Genomic DNA, 18,097 nt, shown 5'->3' with positions numbered 1-18,097 from the left:
CGGACGGCGGATCACGACCAGCGAAGGGCAAAAGATCGTGAACCCTCCGGCAGTCGCCCACTGCGTTCAATCGAGACACTTTGCCGATTCATCGCCCGGCGTAGCGCAAATTTGACGTTCACGCCGGAAGACCTGGCGCGAACAGAGGTAGGAAAGACATAAGTAATCTCCTGCGCCATCGGCAGGGAACAGACCAACCGGGGGAAAAGCATGAGCGACCTGATCGCCGTCGCCTACGACGACCTGGCCACCGCCGAACAGGCCCGCGACAAGCTCGTCCAGCTGCAGAAGGAACACGTCCTCGAGCTGGCCGACGTCGTCGTCGTGGAACGCAAGCAGAACGGCAAGATCAAGCTTCACCAGGCCCGCAACCTCGCCGCCGGCGGTGCGCTGGGCGGCGCGGCCTGGGGCGGTCTCATCGGCCTGATCTTCTTCATGCCGCTGCTCGGCATGGCGGTCGGCGGGGCCACCGGCGCCGCCATGGGCGCCGCGTCCGACGCGGGCATCGACGACGCCTTCATGCGCGACCTCGGCGACCACCTGACGCCGGGCGGCGCGGCGTTGTTCGTCCTGGTCGACAAGCGCAACCCGGACAAGGCGATCCCCGAGCTGGCGCCGCTCGGCGGCAAGATCATCCAGACCTCGCTGTCGTCCGACGAGGAGGACCACCTCCGCGCGGCGGTCAAGGCCGCCCGCGCACCGCAGCCCGCCTGACCCAACGCCCGAGGCCGCCCGGCGACTCCGCTCCGGAGCCGCCGGGCGCCCCTCTGCCCCGGCGACGCTCTGCGAGGATGGCCCGATGGACCCCCGACGCATTCGGCTCAACCGGCGGCACAGCATGGAGATGGGCCAGCTCTTCGCGGAATTCCTCAACACCCGTCCGGACGTCGAATCCGAGGTCGCCGGAGCCCAGATGACCCCGGAGCAGGACGCCGCATGGACGGCCTTCAGCGCCCAACTCCTCGCCCGCCACCAGTCCGAACGCTCGGCCCTAGCAGACGAACTAGAAGCCGAACAACACCGTCCCTGACACGCCGCCCCAGTGCCCATGAAACCCTGGCGAGTGACGGCAATCGGACTACCGGACGGCCATTCAGTAGAAGGCGGAATCGACCAGCACGGACGCTGGACCGACACTCCGCCCGCGGACGCCGAGCCGCTCCCCGGCCGGTTCGTCCTGGCCGGATTGGTCGACGCGCACTGCCATCTGAGCATCGCCGACGACAGTGACGCCGCAGGCCCCCGCCCGCTGCCCATCCCCCAGGCCCACCAGAACTTGCGCGCCGCGCAGCAGGCGGGGACGACCCTGATCCGCGACATGGGCAGCCCCGGCGCCATCACGCTGCAGATCCCCGCCGCCGCGGAGGGCGCCGGACTGCTGGCAGCCGGACGATTCCTGGCCCCGCCAGGCGGATACTTCCCAGCACTCCACGAACCCGTGGACGCCGACGACCTCGTCCAAGCCGCGCGCACCCAGATCGCCGCAGGGGCGCGATGGGTGAAGCTGATCGGTGACTTCCCCGCCATCGACCAAGGCGTGACACGTCCGGATCTGGCACTGCCGACCTACGCGATCGAGGACGTCCGGCGACTGGTGCGGGCCGTCCACGCCGAGGGCGCCCGCGTCGCCGCGCACACCACCACCGGCTGGGCCGCCGACCTGGTCGCGGCCGGAGTGGACACCATCGAGCACGGCGACGCGCTCACCGGCGACGCGCTGCAAGCCCTGGCCGACCGGGGCGGCGCCTGGACTCCCACCCTCTGCGCAGTGCTGGCGCCCGCCCCGCACGGCGATCCAGGAAGACGGCGGCGTCTCGCCCAGCGCCGCGAGAGGCTCGCGTACCTGCTGGACGAGGCCGTCCGGCACCGGGTCACCGTCCTGGCGGGCACCGACGCCGTCGGCAACCTGCCCCGCGAGGTTCGTCTCCTCACCGAACTGGGCCTTTCCCCGCGGAGCGCGCTCGCCGCCGCCAGCAGCGACGCACGCCGTTACCTGCTCACTGATGACACATCCGGTGATTTCGCACCGGGCCGTCCGGCCAACCTGGTCACCTACCACGACGACCCCCGCGACGACCCCGAGGTCCTGCGGCGTCCGGCCGTGACGTTCGCCGCCGGCCACCGCCTCCACTAAGCCACCCCGGCAGTCGCGCCCCGGCCGCGCGGCGGTGTATCTCGGCCTTGCTCGTACAAATCGGGAATATTGCCCGGATGCCCACTCGGTCCGGATAATGCGTTCGCGCGACTTTCTCCTAACGCTCGGGTAACCGTTGAATGGCGCGAGGTCAGCGCCGTAGGCAATTCACCTCTGACAGCGCCTTGACTACAATGATTTTCCAGTGGGCTTGATCAAAATCGCCGCCCCGAATTACGCCCGCTGAAATGGAGGAAAACATCCTGATGGACGACGTGCGCGCAGAAACCCGCGCCGCTGACCTCGCGGGGGACGTGTCCGATGACGTGACGGAGTTCGTCGAGCTCTCGGAGGTGCTCACCGGCTTCAGCCGCTACGACCTGCGGGGAACCGGAATGGCCGAGTTGTACCTGGACACGGTCAAGCGCCAGATCGGCGCGTCCGGCTACGACGACCTGATCGCCATCCTGGAGGACGCCCCGCGCCAGAGCCCGGACTGGGGCGAGCGCTCGGCCCTGCTGGAGGTCGCCAGGGCCATCGCGTATCTGTGGTACACCGGCGCCTGGCCGCGCCTGGCCCCCGCCGCGCACGCCGCGCTGCGCCGGCAGATGGCGAACGAGGAGTTCGTCGTCTCGCCCAGCTCCTACACCGAGAGCCTGGTGTGGCGGACGTTCCACGGGCACCCGGGCGGCGCGAAACCACCCGGCTTCGGCACCTGGTCGATGGCGCCGCCGCCCGTCCCGGGGATCGACGAGATCTTCGACGAGCTGGAGCCCGACTTCGCGGGGCGGCACGCCGTCTTCACCGCCCCGGTGTCGGTCTCCGACATCGACCCCTCGATGCTGCCCGGTCTGGCGCCGGAGCGTTACGTCGCGCCGTCCGCCCAGCCCAGAGCCGCCGCCCCCGGAGCCACCCCGCCCGGCGCCGCCGCCCGGCCCGGAGCCTCCGAAGCCGCACCGCCCACGCGACAGGAGCAGCAGTCATGACCGACACCGTGACCTCGCCCGGCCGGCTCGACGGCCGCCGCTACGACGTGATCATCGTGGGCGCGGGCATGTCCGGCAGCCTGCTCGCCAAGCGCCTCGGCGCGCAGGGCTGGCGGGTGCTCGTGCTGGAGGGCGGCAACGGCGGCACGCAGACCTGGCCGGGCTACCTGGACTCGCTCGACACCTTCCAGGCGGCGGCGATCAAGGTGCCGAACTCGGCGTACCGCCACAATGCCGCCGCGCCGTCCCCGGACGTGCTCGACCTGTCCCCCATCCCCGGCGGGGACGGGTACCGCGCCAGCGGCTACTTCCTGCAGAACGGGAACCTGCCGTACGGCACCGACTACCTGCGCGTCCTCGGCGGCACCGCGATGCACTGGCTGGGGGCCGTCCCCCGGATGCACCCCACTGACTTCCAGACCAAGACCCTGTACGGGTACGGCCGGGACTGGCCCATCGACGCCGCCGAGATGCAGCGGCACTACGCCCAGGCCGAGCACGAGATCGGTGTCGCGGGCGACGCCGCCGAGCAGCGCGCGTGGCTCCGCGACGTGGACGACCCCGACGACCCGTCCGTCATCGCCGACCCGCACTACCGCTACCCGATGCACAAGATCCCGCCGAGCCACATCGACGAGCTGTTCCGCACGATCGACGACACCCCGATCATGGAAGAAGTGGGCGGCCAGACGGTCAACCTGCACGTCACGGCCCTGCCGCAGGCCCGGACCAGCACCCCGGACCCGAAGTACGACGGCGGCGCGGGATACCGTCCGCCGGGCGCGGTGGGCTTGCCGAACTACGGGGAGCGCTGCGTCGGGAACGCCAGCTGTGTCCCGATCTGCCCCGTCCAGGCGAAGTTCACGCCGCTGCGGTGGCAGGCGCAGTGGAGCGACTCGGTCACGCTCGCCACGCGGTGCGTGGTGAGCCGCGTGCTCCTGGGCGAGGGCGGACGCGTCCGCGGCGTGGAGTACCGGGCCTACGGAGATCCGGCGACCCCCGTCAGCGACGTGTACACGGCGGAGGCGGACATCGTCGTCCTGGCCGGGCACGCGATCGAGAACGCCCGCCTGATGCTGACCTCGCGCCTGGCCCCGAACAGCGGGCAGCTCGGACGCAACCTCATGGACCACCCGACCATGCTCGCGTGGGCGCTGATGCCATCGGGGGACCAGGTGGGACCGTTCCGCGGGCCCGGCCACACGTCCGGTTACGAGAGCTTCCGCTTCGGCGACGCGCGCAGGGCCCGCTCGCCCTTCCGCATCGAGATCAGCAACTGGGGCTGGGGATGGCCGATGGGCGCGCCGTTCAGCAACGTCGCGGCCATGCTCCGCATCGGCGGCGACTCCGCCGGTGAGGTGCTCGACCTCGATCCCGCCCTGGACAAGTTCGGCCCCGCGCTCCGCACGTCCCTGGGCGAGACGATCGGCCGCCAGATCTCGCTGCAGATCGCCGTGGAGCAGCCCGCGAACCCGTCCAACACGGTCACCATCGCCCCCAGGGACCTGGACGCGATGGGCAACCCCCGGCCGGTGATCACCTACGACCTCGACGACCACGTCAAGAAGGGCATCTACGCGGCCCGGCAGGTGTCCCAGCTGATCTTCGCCAGGCTGTCGGCCGACGACCACACCGACTACGGGCGCGGGCCGGACGGCACGTACCCGGTCGGCCACTTCGCCTTCGCCCCCGACGAGACGTTCGAGAAGTTGGACCTGGGCTACCGGGGAGCGGGCCACGGCGCCGGGACGCACATCATGGGCGCCGGCACCGGCGACTCGGTGGTGAACTCCGACCAGCGCACCCACGAGCACCCGAACCTGTACGCGGTGGGCTGCGGCAGCATGCCGTCCGTCGGGACGTCGAACCCGTCGCTCACGATGGCCGCGCTGACGCTGCGCAGCGCCGAAGCGATCCACCGGCACCTGGCCGGGCTGCACCGCCCGGTCAACCTGAGCGCACCGTCCAGCACGCAGCCCAGCGCGCAGTCCGGCGCGCAGCCCACGGGGGTGAAGGCATGACCAGCGAGAACGCGTCCGACGGACGGATCGTCCAGGCCCATGAGCTGAAGGTCGAGCCGCCCGCCACCCTGGACGAACTCCGCACGTACCTCCAGTACGCCCTCCAGATCGAGCACATCACGATCCCGCCGTACCTCACCGCGATGTACACGCTGCGGCCCGGCACCAACCGGAGCGTGTTCTTCGTCATCCGCAGCGTCGTGCTGGAGGAGATGCTCCACATGACGCTGGTGTCGAACCTGCTCAACGCGGTCGGCGGGACCCCGTGCGTGGCGCATCCGGAGTTCGTCAAGAAGTATCCGGCCACGCTGCCCCTCAGCGCCGGGGACGTCTCCGTCCCGCTCCAGCACTTCTCGCGGGACGCGCTGCAGACGTTCCTGCGCATCGAGCGGCCGCAGTCGCTGAGCGGTCCGCCCGACCCGAGGGGCTGGACGTCGATCGGCCAGTTCTACGCCTACATCCGCCAGGGCCTGCTCGACCTGATCGACGAACTCGGCGAGGAGGAGGTGTTCACCGGCGACGCGGACGACCAGGTCGGGCCGGAGGACTTCTACAACTCCGGCGGCGAGGTCTTCAAGGTCACGGGCCGCGACACCGCCCTGCTGGCGCTGCGCGTGGTCAGCGAGCAGGGCGAGGGGCTCGGCGACTCCATCTGGGACAGCGACGACCAGATCTTCGGCGAGGAACGCCAGGTCGCGCACTACTTCCGGTTCAACGAGATCGCCGAGGGCCGGCTCTACGGCCCGCACGACCTCCCGAGGGACCGTCCCAGCGGCCCGCCCCTCGACGTCGCCTGGGAGGACGTCTACCGGATCGACGGCTCGTCGACCGTCGCCGAGTACAAGGAGTGCCGCGACAAGTCCGTCTATCACCACGCGAAGGCGTTCAACGACGCCTACGCCCAGATGCTGGCCTTCTTGCAGGAGGGGTTCACCGGACGTCCGCGCGAAATCGCGCACGCCATCCCGGTCATGCTCGAACTGCGGGACCGCAGCCAGGCCCTCTACCGCAACCCGCACCCGAACTCGCGCAAGGCGGCCGAGGGAGCGTCGGCGAGCGCCACGTTCGAGATCGATCAGGAGACGATCGACCGCGCGGTCGAGCATGCCGCCGCCCGCATCGAGGCGGCCGGCCTCTCCGCCGGCGAGCCCGTCGACCTGTCCGCCCTGACCGCACCCCGCCCGTCATGACATGCGTCATGGCATGACGGACGGGGCGGTTCGTTCAGCGGGGTGATTCGTTCAGCAGACCGGGCCGGTCGGCAGGCCGGTCCGGTCTAGCGGGCCGGGGGCCGGTCAGCAGGCCGCGGGGGTGACGACGTCGGCCCAGTCTCCGGTTCCGGCGCTGGTGTCGACCTGGCCGCGCTCGGGGGCGTCGGCGCCGCACGGCCAGAAGGTCGGCCCGGCGAACCAGCGCGTCGAGGCGCCGGACTGGAGCGTCTTCGAGCCGCCGCCGTCGGAGGCCCAGCCGCTCGCCGCGGGGTCCCAGTGCTGGAGCGTGAACTCCACGTCGACGTAGGAGATGCCGCGGTTCCGGGCCTCCAGGAACGGCTGGGTGGTGTAGATCGTCTCGCCTACGTAGACGACGTCGCTGCACATCTGGTAGACGACGGAACCGTTTTCGACCTCGGCGCCGCAGACGGTTTCCGTGGTTCGAGCGGAGGCGGTGGCCGCTCCGCTGAAGGCGGTGGCCAGCACGGCCGCACCCGTGATGACCGCCAGGCGGCGTGAGCCGGGTAATAACTTCATGTGTTCTCCCAGGAAGAAATGAAACTTTGTTCGACATTTATAGATTTATCGAACGTTCCAGTGTCATTTCAACCGGCGGCCTTGTCCGCAGTCGGCCATCGTCAGGGAGACAGCCGCAGGCCGTGGACTAGACCAGTGGCGTACTCGTGGCGCGGGGGCACCGCGTCGTCCCCGAGCAGGAGGACGGTGAAAGCGCAGTTGAGGCAGGCGCCGATCAGGAGCCGGGCGGCGGCCTGCGGGTCCACGTGCTCCGCCACCCGTCCCAGTTCCTGCTCCTGGCGCAGGTAGACGGCGACCGAATTCTCGGCCTGGTGGGGGCCGATCTGGCGGGGGCCCATCACCTGCCGCAGCCTGACCAGCTGCGCCGGGCTGGCCACCACCGCCACCTTCGCGGCCAGGACCTCGTCGTAGAAACTGATGGTCGCCTCCGCGACCATCACGAGGTTCTTGTGGACGCTGGCCTGCCCGACATGGGAGAGAAGGTCGGCGACGGTGCCGACGTAGACGGGCAGCCGGTCCTGCAGCAGCGAGAGGTAGAGGTGCAGCTCACCGTGTTCCCTGTGCTGCACCGAGCGCATGGAATCGCTGACCGCCTCGACCACGCGGCGCCGCACACGATCGGCGGGACTTTCGGGCACGGAGCTGGAAGCTGGTCCCCGGTCGGGCCGCATGATCTCCCCAGGCTATTTCGGCATCCCACGCGTGCATAAAGTCCACCCACCAATGGACCGCCGTCAAGCGTCCGGCCTTACCGGCGGCAGGCGGCACGTGATGGCGAATCCAGATTATGGGCTACGCCTTTTGCAGGCAACGAAAACGAAATCTTGACCGGCAAGATCTTCCGGTGCGGCGGGCGCGCGCGAACGGGGTGAACGCGTCCGGCCCGCCCGCGCGACCCCCTGACCTGTAGGAGCGTGCCATCCGCTCGATCAGAACCGGGGCGCAGGACGTTTCGGTACGCGGCGTCCCGCCGGAGCGGACGCGTTCGGACGGTTCCGTGCCGAGGGCACGTCGCGTGTGCCGAACCGGCTGTGCGAGGACGCCGGCGGTGCCGTCCTGAAGATCCACGAGCCGGGTATCGAGCGGCTCGCACCAGGCTGAAGCGAACACTTATCGACGAGGGTTCTATCCGTTAGAACATTGTGTTCTCATATTCGGTAGTGGACGGTTCTGGGTCCGGGCTGGGGGCACGCGATGCCGACTTACCATGCGGCTTGGTGGAATCTGGAGAATCTCTTCGACGAGGAGAACTCGCCGCGGCGCACCGAGAAGGTCGCGCGGGTGATCAAGAACAGCGTGGCCGGGTGGACGCCGCGGCTCCTGGACCGCAAGGTCGCCCAGCTCGCGTCGGTCATCGTCCAGATGAACGACGGCGCCGGGCCCGACCTGCTCGGCGTGTGCGAGGTGGAGAACCGGTTCGTGCTGGACCTTCTCGCCGACGCCGTCCACGAGCGGCTTCCGCGACGGCGGTATTCGATCGTGCACGCCGACACGAGCGATGCCCGCGGTATCGACGTCGCGTTCCTCTACGACCCGGATCTGCTGGAGGCGCCGGCCGATCAGGTTTTCTTCCATGTGGTGATGCGGCGCAACGCCACGCGGGAACTCGTCCAGGTCAACTTCCGCACCCGGCAGGGCCGCACGTGGGCGGTGTTCGGCAATCATTGGCCGTCCCGCAGCGGCGGGGCGTTCGAGTCCGCGGGCTATCGGCACATCGCCGCGGAAACGCTCGCGTTCTTCCATCAGCGGGTGCTGGAGGAGCACGGCGCCGACACCCCGGTGCTGGCGATGGGCGACTTCAACGACGAGCCGTTCGACGCGTCCCTCGTCACCCACGCGCTCAGCACCCGGCAGCGGCGGCGCGTGATCGAGGCCGACACGCCGCGGTTGTGGAACCTGATGTGGCCCGCCATCGGCACCCCGGACGGCAGTTTCTATTTCAACAATGAGCCGAATCTGCTGGACCAGTTCATGGTCAACGTCAACATGGCCCGGCGGGAGGCGGCGATCCGCGCGGACGCCGGCAGCGTCCGGATCCTGAAGTTCCCCGGCACGGCGGCCACCGGCCCCTATCCCCGGCCGGTCCCTTTCGGCGGAATGGGCAAGAAAGTCGACGAGGACGGCTTCTCCGACCACTTCCCCATCGCCATGCGCGTCACCGAATCTAGCTAAGAGGCGCTAAAGAAGGCTTAACAGATCGGGGTTGCGCCCGGCGGCGTAATTCATACTGGGAGCCATGTCCTCGACCGCCAGAATCGACGGCGCTCTCAGGATGCCGTCGCTGGGCCCCGATGTCACGGCGGTCTTCTCGGGCGGCTGGACGGCGCCCTACGACTGGGTGGCCGGCCGGGTCGTGACCGAGGGCGCTCCCGTCCGGATCCCGTTCCCGGCCCCGTTCGACCGGGACCTGACGGGCGCGCTGCCGGGGCAGGGAAGCTTCGCCGCCTTCCATTACGTCTTCAAGGACGACAAATATCTGCGGCTGAACGCGTCCGACAGCCTCCCGGACGGGTCGCCGCCCGCGGACACGGCCTCGAACTTTGCCCTGCCGCCCGGCTGGACCTGGGTGGACGCGGTGTTCGCCGGAGGCGGCGCAAAGAGCAAGTTCGCCTATTTCTTCCAAGTCGACGAATACAGCCGATTCGACTGGACCACGAGCGCGAGGTCGCCGAACTATCCGAAGCAGTTCGCCTCGAACTGGAATGCGACCGGCCCGTTCACGGCCGGGATCGACGGCGAGATCCCGGGGCTGGGCTCGTTCGGCACGAAGGCCTACCTTTTCCGCACCGCCAGAACGGTGGTCGACGAGGAGGGGCGCCCGATCGCGGCGGGCCTGGGCCGGACCGTGTCCGCGCCCATCTACGCGCGCTACGACTACAACACCGGGGCGTTCGAGTTCACGGTCACGAACCCGTTCGATGCGGTGACCCAATGGCGAGGACTCCTGCCGCTGCTCGACGCCGGGACGGCCACCGACGTCGCCCTGGACTGGGTCGCGCGGACGCTGGCGGCGCTGGACGGCCCGCTGACACCGGCGCTCGAGACCGCGTTCGGCAACCATTTCGCGATGACGGAGACGATCGAGGTCGCCCTGGTCAAGGCCCGGTTCGAGGAGGTCCAGGAGAGGCTCAACGCCATCCCCGACAGGTTCCAGTGGACGCCGGGAATGCGGGTCGCGGCGCGGGCGAGCCGGGGCACCCTCACCGAGGTCGGCGACCTGTTCTCCACACTCCACGGCCCGAACGGCAGGGCGGCCGTGCTCATTCACGAGGCCGTCCATTTCACGTTCGGGGCCGATATCGACGTCCCCGAGTGGTCCGGCGCCACGATCGGAGACAACACCTTCGACATCGCCACCGATCCCGACACCGGCGCGTCGCTGGGCGCATACGCGGATCTGACGCCGACCGCCGCGCTGACCAATCCGAGTTCGTACGCGGCCTTCGCGCAAGAGGTCGCGCTCGGCTCCGACACGCGGTTCGGGGCGGGGCGCCCGCAGGAGTGACCGCACGGCTCCACCGGCGCCGGAGGAGGGCGCGATCATGAATTCCAGGGAGCTGCTCGACGCAGTGGCGGCGCTGCTGTGGCCGCTGGCGGAGCGCGCGGTGACCGACGCGGCCGATCCACTGGGGCTGTCGGGCCTGGGGGCCGATCCCACCGCGCCGCCCGAACTGCAGGGGCGGCTGCTGGCGCCGGTCGACGCCGTCCCGGGCGACCGGGGTGGGCTCATGGCGTTCCTGCGGTCGGTGGTCGGCGACCTGGGGCCGGGTAAGCCGGTGCGGCTGCACGGGTGGCGGCGCCCGGACGGGCAGCGCGGCCTCGCCCTTGTCGCCAGGCAGGGGGACGTCTGCGCCGCCGTCGCCGTCGTCCCCGGCGGCCCTCAACTGGACGTCGTCGTCACGGGACGCCTCCGCGTGGCGCACGAGAACGGCCCGTGGGGGCTTGAGGTTCGGGCGAGCGATTTCTCCGGCGTCTGGGATCTGACGGTCGTGCCGGGCGCCCCTCCCGTGGTGCGCACCCCGGACGTGTCGGGTTCGGTGCGGGTCCTCCTGTTCCGTTCCGTGGCCGTCCGGCTGGGGCCTCCCGGCCTGGCCGTGGACAAGATCGTCGCGCAGCTGGACGTCGACGTCGCCGCGGCCGCTCCCCGGCTGAGCGTCGAGCTGGCCGGGTTCAGCGTGGCGGTCGTCCCGGACGACCTGTCCGGCCTGCTCGGCCCGCTCGTGACCGCGCCGACCGCGCTGATGATCGCCGCGGACCGTGCGGGCGGCGTGCGCTTCGCCGACACGGGCGCCACCGGAATCCAGCTCAGGCACGGGGTCCGGCTCCGGCCCGCGTCCGGGGGCGGCAGGGCGGCGGGCGGGGCGCTGCCGGGAGTGGACGTCCTCCAGCAGGGCATCGAGCTGCGCCTCGCGGGGCAGGACCTGGTGCTCGGCGCGCGCGTCTCCGTCGCGGTCCGGCCGATGGGGCTGCCGCTGCGGGCGGGCGTGGCGCGGATCGGGCTCGACCTGCCGATCGCGCTGGCCGGGGACAGGGTCGGCCCGCTCCCGGACCGGTGCGCGCTCGTCGGCCCGGACGGCCTCAACATCGACCTGGACATCGGCCCCGTGAGCGGCGGCGGCGCCCTGATGCGGACCGGGCCGGGCGCGTACGGCGGCGTCCTCGACCTGGATCTCGCGGCCATGTCGGTGAAGGCGGTCGGACGGCTCCGCCCGCCGTCCGGGAACGCGCCGATGTCGTTCCTGCTGCTGCTGAACGCCTCGTTCCCGCCGCCGGGCATCCAGATCGGCCTCGGTTTCGCCGTGGACGCGGTCGGCGGCATCGTCGGGATCGGCCACCGCGCGGACGCCGACGCGCTGCGCCGCATGGTCGCCGACGGTCACGCCGACCGGGTGCTGTTCCCCGACGATCCGGCCCGCCGGGCGGCGGAGATCCTCGACGCGCTCGGGGCCGCGTTCCCGGAGGCGCGGGGCCGGTTCGTCGTCGGCCCGATGCTGCGGATCACGTGGAGCGGCGGGATCCTGTCGCTCGCCGCCGCGGTGATCCTCGACCTGCCCGCGCCGCCGCAGTTCCTGCTGCTGGGCCGGATGCTCGCCGTGCTGCCGCACGCGGAGGCGCCGATCGTCCATCTGCAGGCGGAGCTGTACGGGCGGGTCGACCCGGGGGCTCCCTCGGTGGAGCTGCTGGTGTCGCTGACCGGTTCATGGATCGCCGGGGTGCCGGTCTCGGGCGACATCTACCTGCTGGTCCGGGGCGCGGGCGGAAGCGGCGGGGGCGAGTTCGTGCTGTCGGCGGGCGGGTTCCATCCGCGCTACGTCCGGCCGCCGGGGGTGCCGGAGCTGCGCCGGCTGAGCCTCGGGCTGGGCGGCGGGCTCGGGCTGCGGGCCGAGGCGTACTTCGCGGTCACGTCCAACGCGGTGATGTTCGGCGGGCAGGTGCGCCTGGAGGCGGTGATCGCGGGCTGCGGCGTGGAGGGCTGGCTGGGGCTCGACACGCTGTTCATCTTCGACCCGGTGTTCTCGTTCTCGGCGCGCGTGTTCGCCGGGGTCGCCGTGAAGGTCTTCGGGCAGCGGCTGGCCGGGATCTCTCTCGACTTCACCCTCGAAGGCCCCGCGCCGTGGCACGCGTTCGGCACCGGCAGCGTCTCGGTGCTGTTCGAGGACATCTCGCTCGACTTCGACGTGTCCTGGGGCTCCGCCCCGGCGGTGGCGCCCCCGCCGGTCGATCCCGAGCTGCCCGCGCGCAGGCTCGGCGAGGCGTTCGCCAAGCGCGAGGCGTGGTCGGCGCGGGCGCCCGCCCATGACCGGACGGGCCTGTGGCCGACCGACGACGCGAAGGCCAAGGTGGCCGACGGTGACCTGATCCACCCGGACTCGGTGCTCTGCGCCCGGCAGACGGTGCTGCCGATGGACGTCACCTTCGACCGGTTCCAGCGCATGCCGGTCCCGCCGCAGCGGTGGCGGCCCTCCTTCGCGAGCCTGGGCGGCGCACCGGTCGAGAACCCGAGCCTCGTCAGGGACCGGTTCGTCCCGGCGGAGTTCTTCACGATGACCGAGGACGAGCGGCTCGGCGGCGAGGCGTTCCGGGAGTTCGTCAGCGGGCTGGAGTTCTCCGCCGACCCGTCCGCGGTCAGGCTGGACGAGCCGCGGCGGGCCGCCGACGGGTACGAGACGGGATACCGCCCGGAACGTCCGAAGCATCTCAGCCGTCACATCGCCGCGCTGGCGGCCGAGGCGCACGCCCGCCGGTGGGACGCCGCGGAGCGGGTGGAGCGCTGGCGGCGCGCCGAACCCCTGGTGAGGCTCGCGTGACCGGCCGGTGGTTCGCCTCGTCGGTGCGGGTCGGCGCGATCGCCGCGGCCGCCGTCGGAGGCGAGGGGCGGGCGCAGGTGCGCCCGTCCGTCACGCTGACCCGCAGCGGCCCGGAAAGCGAGGCCGAGGACGTCACCCTTCCGGGCCCCGGCGCCGAGGTCACCCTGCCCCTGATCGGTCCGGGCGACGTGATCGGGTTCGACCGGGGCCTGGTGGCGCGGCGGGAGCCGCCGGACGGCTGCGTGAACGCGGCCACCAACGAGCTCGCGTGCGTGGAGTTCGCGCACGCCGACCTGCCGTGGCAGCTGTCGCCGCCCGGCGCGCCGCCCTGGCTGGTCCTCGTCGTGCTCCGCCAGGACGAGGGCGTCCCCGCCGACCGCCGCCCGCTGCCGGTGGTGACGATCCCGCCGCAGGCCCAGCCCGACCTGGCGGGAGCGGCGATGTGGGCGCATGTGGAGGCCCGCCTGGCGGACGAGGGCGACCCCCGCGGCGGCATCCTGGCGGGCGTGCGGCGCAGGTCCGACACCGTCATCGCCCGGCTGATCTGCCCGCGGAGGCTGGACGAGGACACCACGTACGTCGCCTGCGTGGTGCCCGCGACGGCGGCGGGCCGCGAGGCCGGGCTGACCGGGCGGTCCGCCGATCCGCGCCGGGCCGCGGAGCCCGCGTGGACGGCGGGCGCCGCCCCGGTCGAGGTGCCGGTCTACTACTGGTGGCGGTTCCGCACCGGCCCGGACGGCTCGTTCGAGGCCCTGGCCCGGCGGCTGGTCGGGGTGGACCCGTCCGCCATCGCCGGTTTCGGCGTCCGGACGGTCAGCGTGCGGCAGCCGTGGCCGCACCGTGAACCGCCCGAGGGGACGCCGCCGTCCGTCACGGCGCAGATCCAGGGGGCGCTGCGGATCCCGGGCTCCGAGGTGGTCGACGAGGTGTGGGATCCGGCGCCGTCCTCGGCGTCCGCCCAGGAGACGTTCATGGGGGACCTGCTCGGCGAGCTGAACGCGCCCGGACGCAGGTTCGACCCCAATCTGCCGCCCCCGGAAGGGGTCGGGCCGGTGACGCCGCCGCTGTACGGCAGCCACTTCACCGGGATGCGCCGGGCGGACGCGGCCGGCTGGCAGACGGCGCTGAACCTCCAGGTCAGGTACCGGGTCGCGGCGTCGCTCGGCGCCCGGTACGTCCAGCTTGAGCAGGAGTTCCTGATGGCGCGGGCCTGGGAGCAGGCCGGGCCGATCCGCGCGGCGGCGCGCCTGGTGGCGGTGGCGGAACTGGCGGCCGAGAGCGGTCAGCGCGTCCAGGAAAAGCACCTGTCGACGATGGATCAGGTCGCCCTCACCTCGCTGTCCGCCCCGCTCGGGACGAGCCTGCAGATCGATCTCGGCTTCGAGCGGACGGGCGAGCCCCAGCCCCTCGGCGACGTGGTGGGCGAGACGGCGGTCCCCGGCGGCGCGTTCACCACTGCGTTCGCCCGGCTGACCCGTCGCGGCGGCGCGCTGGCCCGGCGCAGCGCCCGCGCCGCGCAGCAGCCCCCGCAGGAGGACGCGGTGCTGGCGGCGGGCCTGGACGGGACCCGGCTGCTGGGCCCGCCCGCGTCCTGCACCGAGGCCACCGGCGGCGCGGGCGCGCTCGGCGTCCGGCAGACCGACCCGGCGGGCGCGGCGGCGGCCGGGCGGCTGGCGATGCTCATGGACGGCGAGTTGTCCCAGTGCAGGGTCCGCAGCGACTACTCCGCGCACGCCGACTTCGCCGGGATCGGCGACGCCGTCAGCGCGCCGGACACCTCGAAGCTCAGCGTCCTGGCCCAGACGCTCGCCGCCGAGACGGGCACGTCCGAACGGACGGTGGTGTCCAGCGGATGGCTGCGCGGGGTGCGCCGGACGGCCGACTTCGCGTCCCTGGACACCCCGCAGGACATGGGCGGCGCGCTGGGCATGGGCGCCGCGACGCTCACCGACGCCATCCGCACCGGGATCGAGCCGGTGCCGCTGCAGCTGGCGCGCGTCCAGGACATGGTGTCGGCGCCGGGGGTGCGGGACGCCGCCGTCCCCGACCCGCGCCCGCTGAAGCCGATCATGGCGCATCCGTCGTTCGACGTCCCGATGGCGGTGGAGCTGTTCCGCCGCTGGCCGGAGTGGGCGCTGCCGGGTCTCGGCGGCCTGCCCGAGGACTCGGTCGTGCTGATGGAGACCAACCCCGCGTTCGTGGAGGCGTTCCTGGTCGGGCTGAACCACGAGTTCAACCGGGAGCTGCGCTGGCGGGAGTACCCGACCGACGAGCGCGGGACGGCCTTCGCCCGGTTCTGGTCGTCCCCCGACCCGTCTCCGTCCCATGAGCAGGGCCTGCCGCCCGACATCGACGAGATCGCGCGCTGGGCGCTCGGGGTCCCGCTCGGCGGGCACGACCGCATGGGCGGCAGGTCGCTGCTGACCCTGCTGGTCCGGGGCGAGGTGCTGCGCCGGTTTCAGGGGACGGTCGTCCACGCCGTGCGGGCCGCCGAGGACGGGACCGTCCCGCCGCAGGACGCCGGAACCTGGTTCGAGCCGACGTTCACGATCCCGGCGGACGACTCGACCAACCTCTACGCGTTCGAGACGCCCACGCGCGAGCAGGTCGCCGCCGGCGGATGGCTGTTCGTCATCCGCGAGCCGATGCGCGGGACCCGTTTCGGGTTCGACGACGTCCCGGAGTCGGGCACCCCTCCGCCGCTCGACCACTGGTCCGACCTGACCTGGGCGGACGTGCCCGTCGACGAGCGCGGCTTCGTCGTGCCGCGCCACGTGAGAGGCGATCCGCCCACGCCCGAGGAGGAGAACGGGACCGATCCCGGCTGGGGCAGGGACGCGGCCGACGTCGCGCGGATCGCGTTCCAGCAGCCGTTCCAGCTCGCCTACCGTGCCGAGGAGATGCTTCCCGGTGGCTGACGTTTTCGCGCTCCGGCGCGACGCCGACGACCTGCGCCTGCGGCGCGACACCGCGATCGCCGCCGCCGACGACCACGAGCTGTGGGTGCGGCGGCTGGAGGAACGCCTGGTGGCGGGCATGGACATGTACAAGCACGGGGTGCCCACGCAGCTGAAGCTCGACATGGAGCGCGAGGTGCAGAACGGGCGCCGGGCGGCGGCCGACGATCTGGACAACCTGCTGGATCTCGTCCTCCTCGAAATCGGGGAGGAGCTCTTCGCAGGCGACCCGCTGTTCGAGTCCGGGAACAACGGGCCGATCGCGCTGCTCCCCGTCCGGCTGGAGACCCGGTTCACGCCCGACGGGCGGCAGATCTTGGTGCGGGTCTATCCCGACGACCTGCACATCGACGCGCACGAATCCCGGCTGACCGCGGCGGAGGCGGACGCGGGCCGCGCGTACTGGGCGGCGCCCGGCGACGCCGCCTGGCGGCGGCTGCTCACCACGCTGAGCCCCGGCCGCGCCGCCTGGACGGTCCGCGCCACCCGTCCCGGCGCACCGGCGCCGGAGATCCGCGCGGACGGGGAACGCCGCCCGCCCCGCGTGACGACGCTGCCCGACCGGTGGCGGTTCATCGGCCTGACCGGCGGGTCCGTCGTCGTGGACCAGACGGCGGAGCAGGTGCCGGACGTGCTCCCGCTGGGCCTGCTCGCCTCGGACGCGGAGCCCGGCGACTGGGCCGTCGACTTCGAGGCCGCCGTCCGGGCCGGGATGGCGACCATGCTGGACCTGCCCGAGGGCGTCGAGCATCTGGACGAGCTCATCGCGGTCGGCGTCCGGCAGGAGGAGCCGGGCCCTGCGGCGTCACGGCTGGCGGACCTGCTGCTCGGGCACTCCTACAACAACGGGCTGGCCTTCCTGCCCGCGGGCACGCCGACCAACAACACTCCGGAGACACGGTCGGCTTGGTCGTCGCGGCCGAACGTCCCGCCGCCGGTCCCCGAGGACCCGCCCCTCGAACCCGGCACCGCGGCCGCGTCGCTGGCCTCCGCGCTCGGCCTGCCGGACGGGCGCTTCCTCGGCCTGTGCGACGGCGCGGACGACGTGTCCGACCGCGCGATCGCCGGGATGTGCACGATCGGGTGGGGCGGGCTGGCCGAGGGTTTCGCGCAGGCCGCGACGAAACGGTTCGACCTGGCCACCCTGGAACCCGACGCGCCGGGAGCGGACCCGGACGCCGGGTCCCTCCCCGACCCCAGGCCATGGCGCGAGATCCGGGAGCATCTGGCCGGGTTCGTCCGCAGCCGCGGCCCGCTCCCCACGATCCGCGTCGGCCGCCAGCCCTACGGCGTCCTGCCGGTGGCGGGCCTGGACGAGTGGCGCCCGGACCCGCGGGCCGAGGACGCCGCGACCGAGAAACTGATCGTCGAGTGGATGCTGCGGCTGCGGCACCACTGGCGGGCCGCGCTCGCCCCCGGCTGGATCCCGCGCGTCGGCGACGGGCGTCCCGCCGACCGGGCCGCCGTGGACGTCCTCGCGCGGCTCCCGGTCGCGACCGACCTGCTGATCCGGCGCGTGCACACCGGGCGCACGACGATGGAGGCCGCCGACCGGATGGCGCCGGGCCCGGTGCTCTCGGTCGGCGGCGTCCCGCCCGAGTCCGGGCTGCGGTGGCAGGTGCCCACCGACGTGACCACCGACCTGGCCCGCGACCCCGAGTCGGAGGCGACCCGGCTCGACTACGGCCGGTTCCAGCGGCTGATCGCCCCCGACCCGGAGGGCTGCCGGGAGCTCTTCGAGGTCAGCCTGCGGCGCATCGCCGACGCCCTCGCGCTCGTCCGCGCGGAACTGACGCTCGACGAGTACCTGGAACGGTGGCCGATGCTGCCGGGCGGCGACATCCCCGAGGACCGTCCGCCCACCATCTTCGACACGTTCGACGTATCGGACCTCATCCCGGCCGTGCTGATCACCGAGAACTGGAGCCGCCTCCCCTGAGACA

13 protein-coding genes are annotated in these 18,097 nt (G+C 72.2%); 11 read left to right on the top strand and 2 right to left on the bottom strand.

Translation table 11 applies throughout. The features are described 5' to 3' along the window. Window positions 1-210: 210 nt before the first annotated feature. The 6 genes from ACH35V_RS03600 (at window position 211) to ACH35V_RS03575 (ending at window position 6,331) form a co-directional block, all read left to right on the top strand. Window positions 211-714: a DUF1269 domain-containing protein gene (locus ACH35V_RS03600; RefSeq protein ID WP_395970061.1), complete on the top strand. Its 504-nt coding sequence runs from the start codon at window positions 211-213 to the stop codon at window positions 712-714. Window positions 715-799: 85 nt separating this feature from the next. After that, complete coding sequence (locus ACH35V_RS03595; RefSeq protein ID WP_395970060.1) at window positions 800-1,030, top strand: hypothetical protein; 231 nt, start codon at window positions 800-802, stop codon at window positions 1,028-1,030. Between the two features lie 33 nt (window positions 1,031-1,063). Further along, window positions 1,064-2,134, top strand: a complete 1,071-nt coding sequence (locus ACH35V_RS03590) for an amidohydrolase family protein (RefSeq protein WP_395970059.1) — start codon at window positions 1,064-1,066, stop codon at window positions 2,132-2,134. 248 nt (window positions 2,135-2,382) lie between these two features. Continuing rightward, window positions 2,383-3,120, top strand: coding sequence for a hypothetical protein (locus tag ACH35V_RS03585; RefSeq protein WP_395970058.1), 738 nt, complete (start codon window positions 2,383-2,385; stop codon window positions 3,118-3,120). Then, on the top strand, window positions 3,117-5,141 hold the full coding sequence (locus ACH35V_RS03580) for a GMC oxidoreductase (RefSeq protein ID WP_395970057.1): 2,025 nt from the start codon (window positions 3,117-3,119) through the stop codon (window positions 5,139-5,141). The genes ACH35V_RS03585 and ACH35V_RS03580 overlap by 4 nt, the downstream gene beginning before the upstream one ends. Beyond that, window positions 5,138-6,331: a ferritin-like protein gene (locus ACH35V_RS03575; protein WP_395970056.1), complete on the top strand. Its 1,194-nt coding sequence runs from the start codon at window positions 5,138-5,140 to the stop codon at window positions 6,329-6,331. The genes ACH35V_RS03580 and ACH35V_RS03575 overlap by 4 nt, the downstream gene beginning before the upstream one ends. Before the next feature lie 105 nt (window positions 6,332-6,436). On the opposite strand, the gene ACH35V_RS03570 is transcribed toward ACH35V_RS03575, so the two are convergent. Together ACH35V_RS03570 and ACH35V_RS03565 are read right to left on the bottom strand one after the other, a co-directional pair. Next, window positions 6,437-6,889, bottom strand: a complete 453-nt coding sequence (locus ACH35V_RS03570; RefSeq protein ID WP_395970055.1) for a hypothetical protein — start codon at window positions 6,887-6,889, stop codon at window positions 6,437-6,439. 101 nt (window positions 6,890-6,990) lie between these two features. Continuing rightward, window positions 6,991-7,527 (bottom strand): TetR/AcrR family transcriptional regulator C-terminal domain-containing protein, encoded by a 537-nt coding sequence (locus ACH35V_RS03565; protein WP_395970054.1) that lies wholly within the window; start codon window positions 7,525-7,527, stop codon window positions 6,991-6,993. A 556-nt stretch (window positions 7,528-8,083) separates the two neighbouring features. Between ACH35V_RS03565 and ACH35V_RS03560 the strand changes: the two genes are divergently transcribed. The 5 genes from ACH35V_RS03560 to ACH35V_RS03540 all read left to right on the top strand — a co-directional run bounded on the left by ACH35V_RS03560 (window position 8,084) and on the right by ACH35V_RS03540 (window position 18,093). Beyond that, window positions 8,084-9,061 carry an endonuclease/exonuclease/phosphatase family protein gene (locus ACH35V_RS03560; RefSeq protein ID WP_395970053.1) on the top strand — a complete coding sequence of 326 codons (978 nt, stop codon included), beginning with the start codon at window positions 8,084-8,086 and terminating at the stop codon, window positions 9,059-9,061. A gap of 64 nt (window positions 9,062-9,125) precedes the next feature. Continuing rightward, a complete protein-coding gene (locus tag ACH35V_RS03555) occupies window positions 9,126-10,394 on the top strand; it encodes a hypothetical protein (RefSeq protein ID WP_395970052.1) in 1,269 nt (422 codons plus the stop codon). A 37-nt stretch (window positions 10,395-10,431) separates the two neighbouring features. After that, a complete protein-coding gene (locus ACH35V_RS03550; protein ID WP_395970051.1) occupies window positions 10,432-13,197 on the top strand; it encodes a DUF6603 domain-containing protein in 2,766 nt (921 codons plus the stop codon). Then, window positions 13,194-16,115 (top strand): hypothetical protein, encoded by a 2,922-nt coding sequence (locus ACH35V_RS03545; RefSeq protein WP_395970050.1) that lies wholly within the window; start codon window positions 13,194-13,196, stop codon window positions 16,113-16,115. The genes ACH35V_RS03550 and ACH35V_RS03545 overlap by 4 nt, the downstream gene beginning before the upstream one ends. Further along, the gene (locus tag ACH35V_RS03540; protein ID WP_395970049.1) at window positions 16,108-18,093 is read left to right on the top strand and encodes a hypothetical protein; all 1,986 of its coding nucleotides are present in this window, start codon (window positions 16,108-16,110) and stop codon (window positions 18,091-18,093) included. Before ACH35V_RS03545 ends, ACH35V_RS03540 begins: the two co-directional genes overlap by 8 nt. Window positions 18,094-18,097 lie beyond the last annotated feature (4 nt).

Source organism: Actinomadura sp. 1N219 (assembly GCF_044326405.1).
Lineage (GTDB): Bacteria > Actinomycetota > Actinomycetes > Streptosporangiales > Streptosporangiaceae > Spirillospora.
Note: the sequence above shows the minus strand (reverse complement) of the source record. Positions and strands in the feature narration are given on the sequence as shown.